Origin of the sequence: Vibrio cyclitrophicus, from assembly GCA_023206055.1 — a bacterium.
Taxonomy (GTDB): Bacteria; Pseudomonadota; Gammaproteobacteria; order Enterobacterales; family Vibrionaceae; genus Vibrio; species Vibrio cyclitrophicus_A.
Genome location: CP065366.1, coordinates 1343330 through 1356010, shown reverse-complemented (window position 1 = coordinate 1356010; position 12681 = coordinate 1343330). Strand labels below are relative to the sequence as shown.

The 12681-nt window shown below is 44.6% G+C and carries 11 protein-coding genes; 4 read left to right on the top strand and 7 right to left on the bottom strand.

Annotated features, from left to right (window positions below):
- The first annotated feature begins 167 nt into the window (after window positions 1-167).
- From ITG09_06075 to ITG09_06060, 4 genes are all read left to right on the top strand, one after another.
- A complete protein-coding gene (locus ITG09_06075; protein ID UPR53189.1) occupies window positions 168-737 on the top strand; it encodes a PilZ domain-containing protein in 570 nt (189 codons plus the stop codon).
- Window positions 738-743: 6 nt separating this feature from the next.
- A complete protein-coding gene (gene mfd, locus ITG09_06070; GenBank protein ID UPR53188.1) occupies window positions 744-4205 on the top strand; it encodes a transcription-repair coupling factor in 3462 nt (1153 codons plus the stop codon).
- A 63-nt stretch (window positions 4206-4268) separates the two neighbouring features.
- Window positions 4269-5051 carry a peptidoglycan binding protein CsiV gene (locus ITG09_06065; GenBank protein UPR53187.1) on the top strand — a complete coding sequence of 261 codons (783 nt, stop codon included), beginning with the start codon at window positions 4269-4271 and terminating at the stop codon, window positions 5049-5051.
- A gap of 141 nt (window positions 5052-5192) precedes the next feature.
- The gene (locus tag ITG09_06060; GenBank protein ID UPR53186.1) at window positions 5193-5738 is read left to right on the top strand and encodes a GNAT family N-acetyltransferase; all 546 of its coding nucleotides are present in this window, start codon (window positions 5193-5195) and stop codon (window positions 5736-5738) included.
- A gap of 111 nt (window positions 5739-5849) precedes the next feature.
- Here ITG09_06060 and ITG09_06055 read toward each other — a convergent pair whose 3' ends face one another.
- The 7 genes from ITG09_06055 to hinT all read right to left on the bottom strand — a co-directional run bounded on the left by ITG09_06055 (window position 5850) and on the right by hinT (window position 12444).
- Window positions 5850-7139 carry an NAD(P)/FAD-dependent oxidoreductase gene (locus ITG09_06055; protein UPR53185.1) on the bottom strand — a complete coding sequence of 430 codons (1290 nt, stop codon included), beginning with the start codon at window positions 7137-7139 and terminating at the stop codon, window positions 5850-5852.
- A 511-nt stretch (window positions 7140-7650) separates the two neighbouring features.
- Window positions 7651-8190: an alpha/beta hydrolase gene (locus tag ITG09_06050; protein ID UPR53184.1), complete on the bottom strand. Its 540-nt coding sequence runs from the start codon at window positions 8188-8190 to the stop codon at window positions 7651-7653.
- 108 nt (window positions 8191-8298) lie between these two features.
- The gene (locus ITG09_06045) at window positions 8299-9153 is read right to left on the bottom strand and encodes a phosphotransferase (GenBank protein UPR53183.1); all 855 of its coding nucleotides are present in this window, start codon (window positions 9151-9153) and stop codon (window positions 8299-8301) included.
- Between the two features lie 202 nt (window positions 9154-9355).
- Window positions 9356-9946 (bottom strand): penicillin-binding protein activator LpoB, encoded by a 591-nt coding sequence (lpoB, locus tag ITG09_06040; GenBank protein ID UPR53182.1) that lies wholly within the window; start codon window positions 9944-9946, stop codon window positions 9356-9358.
- 86 nt (window positions 9947-10032) lie between these two features.
- The gene (locus tag ITG09_06035; protein ID UPR53181.1) at window positions 10033-10416 is read right to left on the bottom strand and encodes a YcfL family protein; all 384 of its coding nucleotides are present in this window, start codon (window positions 10414-10416) and stop codon (window positions 10033-10035) included.
- Window positions 10416-11807 carry a hypothetical protein gene (locus tag ITG09_06030; protein ID UPR53180.1) on the bottom strand — a complete coding sequence of 464 codons (1392 nt, stop codon included), beginning with the start codon at window positions 11805-11807 and terminating at the stop codon, window positions 10416-10418. The genes ITG09_06035 and ITG09_06030 overlap by 1 nt, the downstream gene beginning before the upstream one ends.
- A 286-nt stretch (window positions 11808-12093) precedes the next feature.
- Window positions 12094-12444, bottom strand: coding sequence for a purine nucleoside phosphoramidase (gene hinT, locus ITG09_06025; protein ID UPR53179.1), 351 nt, complete (start codon window positions 12442-12444; stop codon window positions 12094-12096).
- Window positions 12445-12681 lie beyond the last annotated feature (237 nt).

Genomic DNA, 12681 nt, shown 5'->3' with positions numbered 1-12681 from the left:
GGGTTAATTGAAAATATAGAGTGAATTAACTCAATTAGTTAGGCTTGAAAAACAGAACCTTGTCAAATAGCCAATTTTCAAACAACTATTTGAGACTTTCAATTAACTGACCTTGATTACTGCGGCCACATAGCGATAATCAATAGATCACTTCAAGGAACTAACGCATGACAGAACAAGAGTTTTTCACCGTTCACCATAGCCTTACCGCTAATATTGAACCAATGGACAGCGGCTTCACTTTACCTTCTCAAATTCAATTCGAATCTGAGATCCCAGCACCATTTGTGGTGGCAAGTGAATTTAGCCAATTGGACCTATTAGCCGACAGTGCTCGAGCTGAACTGAAAAACAGCGACTTGAAGAATGTCACCAGTTTATTGGATGCACAAAACTCAAAATTAAACCTATTGCTGAGCTTTATGTTATCGCAGCAAGATGATGAGAAATTTCGCACTCACACCTATTCATTTGGTGCGAGTCAATTTTCTTGTTTTTCAAAAGCAGACATCGAACCGGGTTGCTTGGTCAAGGCCAAGCTCTTTATTGAGCACCCTGCTGCGGCTATTTATTGCTACGCGAAAGTCTTCGCTAGCGAACCTAAAGATTCTGGCTTCGAAATCAAATTCAAATATGCTCATCTTCGTGATACTGACCAAGACTTGTTGATCAAGGCAGCGCTTCATCAACAGCAAAAGCTCTTGCGTCAACGCTCTCTAGACCGAGATAACAAGTAAATTAACATGACTAAAAAATCCATATTTACACTACCTAAACTTAAAGGTGCCGGTGACAAAAAGCACATCGGTAACCTAGTCGGTTCATCTCTCGCTCTTGCCATTGCCAAACTTGCGGAGCAGCATAACAGTCATACACTCTTGGCTGTACCCGACCCACAAGTTGCACTTAAGCTTCAATCTGAAATTGAACAGTTTACTGCACATGAAGTTGCGTTATTTCCTGATTGGGAAACGCTGCCATACGATAGCTTCTCGCCGCACCAAGAGATCATCTCAGATCGTATCGCACGCCTTTACGCACTGCCAACGTTAAAAGATGGCATCACGATCGTTCCGATCAGCACGTTATTACAACGCCAGTCACCGCGAGACTTTTTGCTACAACACACGTTAATGGTAAAAACGGGCGATCTCTACTCGCTTGAGAAACTGCGCTTGCAGCTTGAAAAGTCAGGCTATCGTTACGTTGATCAAGTGTTTGGCCCAGGCGAATACGCAAGCCGTGGTTCTATTCTCGATCTGTTCCCAATGGGCAGTAAAGACCCGTATCGAATCGATTTTTTCGATGACGAGATCGACACTATTCGTACTTTCGATCCTGAAAACCAGCGCTCTATCGAAGACATCTCTGAGATCCGTTTACTGCCAGCGCACGAGTTTCCAACTTCAGAAAGCGCAATCGAAGATTTCCGTATTCGTTGGCGCCAACAATTTGATGCGCGCCGTGAACCAGAATCGGTCTACATGCAGGTATCCAAAGGTACCTGGCCTGCCGGTATTGAATATTGGCAACCGCTGTTTTTTGACCACACCGAAACCTTATTCGATTACGTTGCCGATGAAGCGCAACTCTTGGTTCTTGGTGACGTAGAAACAGCTGTTGATGCTTTCCTTACCGACGTTGCTCATCGATACGAACAGCGCGGTGTAGACCCATTACGACCACTGCTCACGCCTGAACAACTTTGGCTGAAAAAAGATGAGTTGTTCGCTCACTTCAAACAGAAGCCGCAAGTCAATCTGAGCTTAGATTCAATAGAAGAGAAAGCGGGACGTACCAACCTTCCGGTTGTGTCCCTTCCTGATCTCAGCGTTCAGCATCAGAATAAAGAACCTTTAGCCAACCTAAGAAAGTTCACTGAAGCCTTCGAAGGCAAAGTGGTCTTTTCAGTTGAATCTGAAGGACGCCGTGAAGCACTGAGTGAATTGCTTCGAGGCATCAAAGTTCGTCCAAGCGAAGTTGAAAACCTCGACGCGGCGATTAAAGGTAAAGATAAGTTCACCCTGATCCTAGGTTCTGCTGAGCATGGCTTTATCCACGAAGAGCAAAACATCGCCCTCATCTGTGAAAGTGATCTATTGGGTGATCGTGTTGTACAACGTCGTAAGAAAGACAAGAAAAGCGTAAACAGCGATACGGTAATTCGCCACTTAGCTGAACTTAAACCGGGTCAACCGGTTGTGCACATTGACCATGGTATTGGTCGCTACATCGGCTTGCAAACTCTCGAAGCCGGCGGCATGAAAACCGAATACGTAACGCTTGAATATCAAAACGATGCCAAGCTCTACGTACCAGTTGCTTCTTTAAACTTAATCGGACGTTACTCTGGTGGCGCTGAAGACTCAGCACCGCTACACAAACTTGGCGGTGAAGCATGGCAGAAAGCTCGTAAGCGCGCAGCTGAGAAAGTCCGTGACGTTGCAGCCGAACTGCTTGATGTTTACGCCAAGCGCGAGCTCAAGCCGGGCTATAAATTTGTACTCGATCGTGGTCAGTACGCTACCTTCAAATCGGGCTTCCCGTTTGAAGAAACCGATGACCAAGCGATGGCCATCAATGCCGTAATGTCGGATATGTGCCAAGCAAAAGCTATGGACCGCTTGGTGTGTGGTGATGTGGGTTTTGGTAAAACAGAAGTTGCGATGCGCGCAGCATTCGTTTGCACCGACAACAGTAAACAAGTAGCCGTGTTAGTTCCAACCACCCTACTTGCTCAACAACACTTCGAAAACTTCCGTGACCGCTTCGCCAACTTACCGATTCGTGTTGAGGTTCTATCTCGATTCAAATCAGCAAAAGAGCAGAAGTTGATCATGCAAGATGTCACCGACGGTAAGGTCGACATCTTGGTGGGTACTCACAAGCTGCTTTCGAGTGATATTAAATTTAAAGACCTTGGCTTATTAGTTGTCGATGAAGAACACCGCTTCGGTGTGCGCCAGAAAGAGAAAGTGAAAGCGATGCGAGCGGATGTCGACATCCTAACGCTAACCGCCACGCCTATTCCACGAACGTTGAATATGGCAATGAGTGGTATGCGTGACTTGTCTATCATCGCAACACCGCCAGCACGACGCTTGGCAATTAAAACCTTCGTCCGCGAGAGTGATGATGCCATCGTAAGAGAAGCAGTACTGCGTGAAATAATGCGTGGTGGCCAGGTCTACTTCCTGCACAACCAAGTCGACACAATCGAGAAAACTGCCGAGTCACTACAGAAGCTGATTCCAGAAGCGCGCGTTACCGTAGCTCATGGCCAGATGCGAGAGCGCGAACTAGAACGCATCATGAATGACTTCTACCACCAACGTTTTAACTTGCTAGTATGTACAACCATCATCGAAACCGGTATCGACGTACCAACGGCCAATACCATCTTGATGGACAGAGCCGATAACCTTGGTTTAGCACAGTTGCACCAATTACGTGGTCGTGTCGGTCGTTCTCACCACCAAGCTTATGCTTACTTGTTGACACCACACCCTAAAGCAATGACCAAAGATGCGATCAAGCGATTGGATGCGATAGCTTCACTTGAAGACTTGGGCGCAGGCTTTACCCTAGCAACCCATGACTTGGAGATTCGTGGCGCAGGTGAGTTGTTAGGTGATGAACAGAGTGGCCAAATCCAGTCGGTTGGTTTCACCTTGTACATGGAGATGCTTGAACAAGCGGTTGAAGCATTGAAAGAAGGTCGAGAACCATCACTTGATGACCTACTGCGTGAACAAACTGAAATTGAGATGCGTCTTCCTGCACTATTGCCAGATGACTACATCCCAGACATCAATACACGTTTGTCTACCTATAAGCGCATTGCGAGTGTGAGTGACACCGACGAATTGGCCGAGTTGAAAGTCGAGCTGATTGATCGCTTCGGCCTTCTGCCTGATGCAACCAAGAACTTGTTGTCAGTTTCTGAGCTAAAATTAGCCGCAGCGTCTATCAAAGCGAAGAAAATTGAGGCTCACGATAAGGGTGGATTCTTAGAATTCTACCCGGATGCTGACATAAACCCTGCCTACCTTGTTAAACTGTTGCAATCTCAACCGCAAAAGTTTTCAATGGAAGGACCAACAAAGTTCAAGTTTACGATACCATTGGTCGACAGACGAAAACGAATTCAATTTGTTAGTGATTTATTGGGCGAATTCAGACAGAACTTGCTGCCTTCAGCATAAAGCCTAATCCACTTGCACATATAAATTATCCAGCCGATAGATCGGCTGGAAGACGGAGTAAAAATGAAAAGACTGATCCCACTGCTACTATTGTTCGTCTCACTGCCAAGTTTGGCGCAGAGACAATTTGATATAGAAGTGATCATTTTTAAGCGTGCTGTTGATGCAGAAAAAGTGAATGAGTCTTGGCCTAACACACAGCCTAAGATTTCACTTGAGCGTGTTGGTTCATTTCAAGATACCCAATACCGAGCAAAGAAAGGCGTCCAGATGCTGCCTTACTCGGAATACAAATTAACGCCTCAGAAAGACAAGCTACGTAAACACGCTGGCTTTGAAGTTCTGATGCATACCGCTTGGCGTCAAGGCGACCAAGGTAAGAGCTCGGCACCTGTTTTCCACATTCAAGCAGGTAAAGATTTCTCTAAACAATTTAATGCTGATGGCTCTGAAAAAGGTGCGGTTACCACCACCACAGCTACAACAACAGGTGCTGATGGCTTCCAAGAAGAGACTATTGATAAACCACTCTACGAATTAGACGGCAAGCTACAAATCTACGTTCAGCATTACCTATACGCTGAAACGACATTGGATTTAAAAGCGCCTAGCGTTCGTGAAGTGACTCTACAAGAGCAACAAATCGAGCTAGATTCACCAGTAAGTGATGCAGAAAGTAACGTTCAAGTGGGCAACCTAACTGAGATTTCTCCGACAGTTGAAGTACAAGAGTTCCTTAAGAGCTACCGCATGGACCAAAAACGTCGTATGCGCAGTACAGAAACTCACTATCTTGACCATCCACTTCTTGGAATGGTGATTCAAGTTCGACGCGTAGCGCAATAACTAGCGTAATAAGAGTAGCTCAACAACTCAGCTGTTCTTATATAGAACTGTATCAATACGCCCTCCATTGTGAGGGCGTTTTATTAGTACAGGCTATATTCACGCCCTTACCTAACATTTACACGTTACTTGGTACGTCCTATGAGCCCTGAATTTCAGATCAACACAAAAAACCTTAGCCTTAAAATCATTGAGGCCTCAGATGCTCAAGAATTTTCTCAGCTGGTTAAGTCCTCCCCTAGCTTACTGCCATGGGTCGACTGGTGTCATGGCGAGTTTTCTATCGTCGAAGCCGAGAAGTTTATTCTGGCGACTCGCTTGAACTGGGTGAAAGCCGATGCGTTTGGCTTTGGCATCTTTGAACGAAAAACCGATAAGCTAGTCGGTATGGTTGCGATCAATGAGCTTTACCACACCTTTAATATGGCGAGCTTAGGTTATTGGGTGGGTGATGACTTTCAAAGGAGAGGGATCGCCAAAGAAGCGATGCACGCCTTATTTGAATTCTGCTTCGCGCAACTCAAGTTAACGCGTTTGGAGATTGTCTGTGATACCGAGAACCTACCAAGCCAAAAGCTCATAGAAAAGTGTGGCGCTGAGCGAGAAACCATTGCCAAGAATCGATTTCTGTTTAACGGTAAGCCAAAAGATGGACTGGTTTATTCTGTGCTACCTCCAACGTCTTAACAGCAAAAATTAGTTCAATACCAGTGATAGCACATAATCGACACGATCAAAAAAGAGCCCCGAAGAGCTCTTTTTTATTATCAGCGTAATGCACTTAGAAGGCTTACCTGATTAGTGAAGCTTCAGGTTTGGACGAAGTACACGGTTAATACGACCAACCAACATCATCAGTGATGTTTTGATTAAGCCGTGAAGCGCCATCTGGTGCATGCGGTACAAAGAGATGTAAACCACACGAGCAATACGACCTTCAACCATCATCGAACCTTTAGTCAGGTTACCCATCAAGCTACCTACCGTAGAGAAACGGCTTAGTGAAACTAGCGAACCTTTATCTTTGTAGATGTAGTCTTTCAGGTCACGACCGTTCAACTTAGCAATGATGTTGCTGAATGCGCAGCTTGCCATTTGGTGAGCGGCTTGTGCACGTGGTGGAACGAATGAACCATCTGCTTGTGTACATTGTGCCAAGTCACCGATAGCAAAGATGTTGTCATCCAGTGTTGTTTGCAGCGTGTTTTTCACAACCAACTGGTTGATACGATTCGTCTCAAGACCACCGATATCTTTCATGAAGTCTGGTGCTTTGATACCAGCTGCCCACACCATAATTTGAGCTGGGATCTTATCGCCATCTTTGGTTGTTAGGCCGTCAGAATCCGCTTGAGTCACCATAGTATTAGTACGAACGTTCACACCAAGCTTCGTTAGCTCAGAGTGTGCTGCACTTGAAATACGAGGAGGCAGAGCTGGAAGAATACGCTCACCTGCTTCTACAAGGTTAACATTCAGCTTGCTTGAATCTAGATCGCCGAAGCCGTAAGTACGAAGCTCTTTAACTGCGTTGTGAAGCTCAGCAGAAAGCTCAACACCTGTTGCACCCGCGCCAACAATCGCGATGTCTACCGTACCTTGACCGTTCTTAGCGTGAAGCTTTAAGAACTGGTTGTTCATTTCTGTACGGAAACGGTGCGCTTGCTCTGGACTATCAAGGAAAATACAGTTGTCACGTACGCCTGGAGTGTTGAAGTCGTTTGACGTAGAACCTAGCGCCATCACAAGAATATCGTATTCAAGTTCACGGCTTGGCATCAGCAATTCACCGTGGTCATCTTTCAGTTCGCTTAGTGCAATCACTTTACGTCCACGATCGATGTCGTTCAGGCTGCCCATTTGGAAATCGAAGTAATGGTTTTTTGCATGTGCGCGGTAGCTTAATGCATCAACACCTTCATCCAGTGAGCCAGTTGCTACTTCATGAAGTAATGGCTTCCATAGGTGGCTTGCTTTACGGTCTACCAGAGTAATCTGGGCACGTTTCTTACGACCTAAAGTGCGGCCTAGCTTAGTTGCTAGTTCCAAACCACCAGCACCGCCGCCTACTACGATAATTTTTGTCACAATGACAATCCTCTACAAAATGAATAAATGGGGTCCGGTTCGATTACTCCAACCGATAAATTCTATATATCTACTCGGCCTTGTTGATAAGGCTGTGACATATTGGATAACCGCGAAAAAGAATAACGACAGCTCACCGAGTAGTTAGAGGGGTTACAAACAACAAACATTCGTTTGTCGCTCTGCTCACATGGATAAAAAAGGCGCCTACCTGAGAGATAGAACACAAATTATGGGCAAGTTTTTTCACTCGCTCTCTATTTTTTTTGATATTTATCAAAATATTTTTCTTGGGAACATTATATATAGCAAACAGATGACCGCAACAAAAAAATCCTTACCCTCAATGAGGATTCGCGACTAATTAATTAACGTTTGTACAAACTTATCTTTAAATACTCAAACTCACCGATAAAACAGCGATAATCGTTTTATGAAACAAAATCTCTTGGGTTCAGATGTAAAAAAGCAGCGCTCATCGAGTGCTGCTTTTATAAAACATCCAGGTTGATTAAGCGTTTTTGAACGCTTTCATTGCTTGAAGATGTTGAGAGATTTTTTTGAATTTATGATTCTCTTTCTCATCCCAGATTACATCGTAGTAATCTTCTAGCGCGGCAGCTGTTTTAGTATTATCGTGAATTTCATCTTCACGAGAAAGCACAACTAAACAGCGTCCTTTGTTTTTCATGCGGTATTGAGCAACACATTTAGTTGCGATGTCTTCGTACTCTTCTGGGCGGTCAATTCGACCTACCATGTTGTTCTCTGGTTGCAGATTCGGGTTGAACACCACCTGCTTAATCCCACATAAGAAACCAATACGCTCAGACCAAAAACCACCTAAACCTACACCACAAATAATGGGATGCGGATCATCGGATTGCTCTATCACTTTATGCACTTCTTTTAGCAGATGCTGCATATCGTGTTTTGGATGCAAAGTACTGTAGTTGATGAAGCGCACGTCATCATCAATGAATTGCAACTGCAGTATTTTTTCGTGATTGCCCGGGCTAGTTGAGTCGAAGCCATGTAGATAAATAATCATTAGTACCTCCTTGTTGAATATTGGTACGTTTTAATTAATCTAACATGAAAAATAAGGTTTTAAAGGGAACACGAACGAAATTATATTTTTCACTTCCTAAACGTGATCCTAGCTACATAAAGTGTCACTCAGAGCCTCTGCTTCACGCAGATAACTTTCATCGCCCCAGAGCTGATGCGCAAGTAAATACCACAGCATCGCCATCATTTGGCTTCTTGGTAACCATGCTTCTACCCCATCAAGCCAAGGTTGGACATCATGGATGCCTCGCAGCTGACAGTACTTGTTAACCGCTTCTTTGACTGGCACGCCGGCAACAGCAATGGTCAGCGTAAGATCAAGTCTAGGGTCTGCTAATGCTGCATATTCCCAATCAATAATCTTAATGCCATCACTGTTTCTCACTAAGTTATAACCACCCAAGTCAAAATGGCATAAAGACAGGTCAACATTAGTAATACTCGGAGCCACACGCCACTCTTGATAAATCTTAGTGCAGGCTTCGGTCTTATGAACCGCATCAAGCTGCAGCCAATAATGGTCAACTCGCGCCGTGAAACTGAATGGTTGCAGTGGCAATCGCGCAGTATTGACCAGATGCACAGAGAGCAGCGTTTTCAACAGTTCATCGAGTTCTAGATCTTCGTAAAGTGTCTCTCCCGCAATCCACTCAACCAATAAACCCTGCTCATTTACCACCTTAGGGCTTGGTCCAATACCAAGACGTTCAATTGTCGAGAGCACTTGATACTCTTCATGACGAGAAATAAAGAAGGCCTTAGTGATCGGTGTGATTGGACGCCACACATAGGCAGTGCCCTCGGCATCAACTAACTTCCAACATCGATTGGTCAAACCGCCAGTTAATGTCTGCGCTCTAACTGGAGGCTCAGAAAAACAACCATCCAGCGAACTCAAACTATTATCAAGAAGCTTAGCCTCAGACCAAGAAAAAATTGCCATTGCTCATTCCCTATAAACGTTTTCATTCCCTACAAAAAAGACACTGACCAAAAGCCAGTGTCTCTTCATTAACAGTACATCATGTACTGCATTGGCGTGTGACCAAACTATGCACTCTCAAGATTACGCACCGTCAAGATCAAGTACTTTCAAGAGTAAGCGCTGTCAAAGCTGACTGCGCATAGTTGGCAAGTAAGCGAAATTAAAGACCCAGTAGGCTCTTAGATTGTTGCTTACGGATTTCAGTCTCGTCAGCCCATTCAATTAAGCCAGACTCAAGATCCATTAAACGCATCGTCATTTTGTAGTATACGTCTTCATCGCTACCCGCTTTCTTAACGATGCTTGATAGGTTGCCGTACAGCATGTACTGAGCACCAACCATTTTACCGAATTGAATCGCTGAACTTTGGTTTACAAGCTCATCGTTGTTTTGGAAGTTCAGTTGGTCACGAACAGACTCTACACGGTCCATATCAACAAAACGGAACTTACCAGAGTTCAACATCTTCGTACTGATAGTGTCAGTGATTGACTCAGTATCGATGTGCTCACTTGTTTTGTTCTTGATTCGCTCTACAAACACGATTGGACGCTGTTCACGAGTAATGTAAGACACCGAACCAGACGCCATCATGCTATCGACCATTTCACCCGCAATCGTTTGAAGGTCAGTTGAACCGAAATCGATTGTTGTGGTTTCTACTGCTTGTGCATCACCGTAGCTTACCTTGTTTGAACAACCGCCTAAAATAACCGCTAAACCTAGTAGCGCAATGACACTCTTTTTCATTTTGTTTCCTCAACTTATCACTGAGCGGGGTTACCCACACTCTTAAATTCTTGTGTTTACGAATCATTAGATCCGTTTTATCTAACTTACTGCTCTCGGAACTGAACTCTGAACTGAGTCGCTTTCGGGTTTACCGACACTTCCGACAACGAAATACTTTCAAAACCACGAACAATTGCTTGCTTCCAAGGACCTTGTTTTAGATTGACCTCAAGACCAGCATCGTCGTACCAGTAGAAACGATAAAGGATATTTTGATCGCCTTTATAGTTACTGTTTAAACGAACAATTCCTCTAGTATGACCATCGACTTGATCAGTACGGATATCTTCAACCTGCAAGCGGCTGCCCAATACCTTGTCACCAAAGAAAACGTTCTGAGTCAAACTATCGACCCTTACGCCAGCTGTATTATCAGCACAACCAGCCAGAGCCATAACCGCTGCTAAGCTCACTAACCACTTTTTCATTACAGCCTCCCTAGCTGTTTATGCCACATTGTTGCGTTGTTTCCTTGTCGAGAAATCCACACCAAGGTGGTCTGCCCTTCTCGTATATCAAAATCATACGTTCTAGCGCCCGCTTCCAACGTATATTGACCGCTGTTTGCTACAAACGTGCTGCTCTTAATCTCTGCCGGTAATGATTGCCAACTACGAGTATCTGGTTGCTCTGTCAGTGTGTTCCACACGTTGAACAAAATATTACCGACATCATCGCCTTTGGTTGCTTCTTTACGAATGCGATCTTTCGCGACTACACGTAGCGCTTGGCGAATGACAATACTCGTCATACGCTCAGATAAATCGTTCTGAGCCATCGCGTTTACATCAGTGATCAAGTGCTCTTGTAGCGGTTGCCCACTGATTCGCAAAGCAGAAAAGCGCTCTACGTTTTGACTCGGGTAATAGGGCAGCGCAAGAGAGTATATTGCCCCCTGGTCGCGACTGTCATACACAGGTAAATCTAGTCGCCAACTGTCCATAGCTTGAACAGCGCTCTGCTCTTGAAGAACAATCACTCGCCCTTCACCTGTACTAAGTTTAGAAGACTGCTTATAGCGTTTTTCTAATGTCGCTAAATCTTGTCGCATCCCTAAGCGAGCGGCTGTCGCCATGGTTCTATCGATGATTTCTTGGTTATCTGGCATCACAGCCAAAGCACGACGATAGTCAACGTAGGCGCTATTCAAATCATTTGAAGCTTCATAAAGCAGACCAGATAAGAACATCAGATACGCATTCTGTACTGACTGCAGCTTTTTACCCGCATCAGGGTAATTGGCAAGGATGCTACCCACATTGGCAGACAAGCCTTGCTTCTTCGCATCGCTGGCTGCTTTGTCTAACTCAGCCTCGCGTTGCTTCTTCGCTTGCTCTTGAACTTGGTTGGCGCGACGCATTTCGATCACCGCACCTTCTAAATCGTTTTTCTTGAGATAATTTAAACCGAGATACAGATGAAGAAAGCCCAACTCGTAATCGGCTGGTACATACTCGGTAATGTTGTCATTCACAGCCAATGCACCCACACTGGTTGCACTGTCTGAGATTGAGATCACGGCTTTGCGTTGCTGCTCAGTAACCGCCTGATCAGCCACTTCAAACGAAGCCTTACTCTCAGGGTATTTTTGATCCAGCAGGTTAATTCTGCCTCTTTCAAAGTTATCAAGGATGTCGCCTGCCGCGTAATCTGGTAGCTCTTGCTGAGCCTCTGAATAATCTCCAGATTTAACGGCTTGGTAGATCGCTTTGTTTTGTGCGCTGTAATGACTGAACAGGCTGCCTGCAGACATACTCGCACAACCTACGGTCAACGCCGATAACAGGGCAATGGAAGCGAATCTAAACTGTTGCTTCACTTATCGTCTCCGTGCATGTTTAAAATGCCAACTTTGTTAGGGTCTGTTGACCTTTCGTGGTTAAATTTTGTTCGAGATAGAATCATTATCAAAACGAAACGTGTTGTAAAAAGGATCTCAAGCCAGTTGAAACCCTACTGATTTAGCCTCTGCCTAGGCGATGCCGACATTCAGACAACAGATAGAACTTAAAGTTGGCATACAAACTACAAATTTTCCAACTAACTACTTGTGTTAACCCACTAATGAGCGCGTTTAAACTAGCTCGTTAGCTTTCATTAACTCATTAGCTCATTAATAGGGGACCAAGTGGACGGCCACCAACCAAGTGCATGTGAATATGATAAACCTCTTGGCCACCGTGAGAGTTACAGTTCACGATAAGACGATAGCCATCTTCTGCGATGCCTTCTTTTTTTGCTAACTTGCGAGCAACGGTAAACATGCGCCCCATCATCGCTTCATCTTCGACTTCAACATCGTTGGTTGTCGGAATCAGCTTGTTTGGGATGATGAGGATATGGCTTGGCGCGCGAGGGTTAATATCGCGAAATGCGGTTACTAAATCGTCTTGATATAGTAGATCTGCTGGGATTTCTTTATTGATGATCTTACTAAAAATGGTTTCTTCAGCCATGTTTTTCTCCGATAAAACATTTATTTTTTAATGCTTTGAGTATGCGCTATGCCGCATCAAACCACAATAAATCTGCTTTAAAGCATAATAAAAAACACCGTTCAAATCAAAGAAAACGAGCCTTAGTTCTCAAGAATGGCATGTTGGTTATAACGGAGCGCTATTTTTGACGTGTGCGTCATAAAATGCGTAAGCCGAGCTCAATAGAATGCTGACAATTTTGTTAGTTTTACTTTG

Coding starts and splice junctions, on each gene's coding strand:
- ITG09_06075 (UPR53189.1), top strand. CDS start 168: ATGACAGAACAAGAGTTTTTCACCGTTCACCATAGCCTTACCGCTAAT.
- ITG09_06060 (UPR53186.1), top strand. CDS start 5,193: ATGAGCCCTGAATTTCAGATCAACACAAAAAACCTTAGCCTTAAAATC.
- lpoB (UPR53182.1), bottom strand. CDS start 9,946: ATGAAAAAGAGTGTCATTGCGCTACTAGGTTTAGCGGTTATTTTAGGC.
- mfd (UPR53188.1), top strand. CDS start 744: ATGACTAAAAAATCCATATTTACACTACCTAAACTTAAAGGTGCCGGT.
- ITG09_06050 (UPR53184.1), bottom strand. CDS start 8,190: ATGATTATTTATCTACATGGCTTCGACTCAACTAGCCCGGGCAATCAC.
- ITG09_06065 (UPR53187.1), top strand. CDS start 4,269: ATGAAAAGACTGATCCCACTGCTACTATTGTTCGTCTCACTGCCAAGT.
- hinT (UPR53179.1), bottom strand. CDS start 12,444: ATGGCTGAAGAAACCATTTTTAGTAAGATCATCAATAAAGAAATCCCA.
- ITG09_06035 (UPR53181.1), bottom strand. CDS start 10,416: ATGAAAAAGTGGTTAGTGAGCTTAGCAGCGGTTATGGCTCTGGCTGGT.
- ITG09_06045 (UPR53183.1), bottom strand. CDS start 9,153: ATGGCAATTTTTTCTTGGTCTGAGGCTAAGCTTCTTGATAATAGTTTG.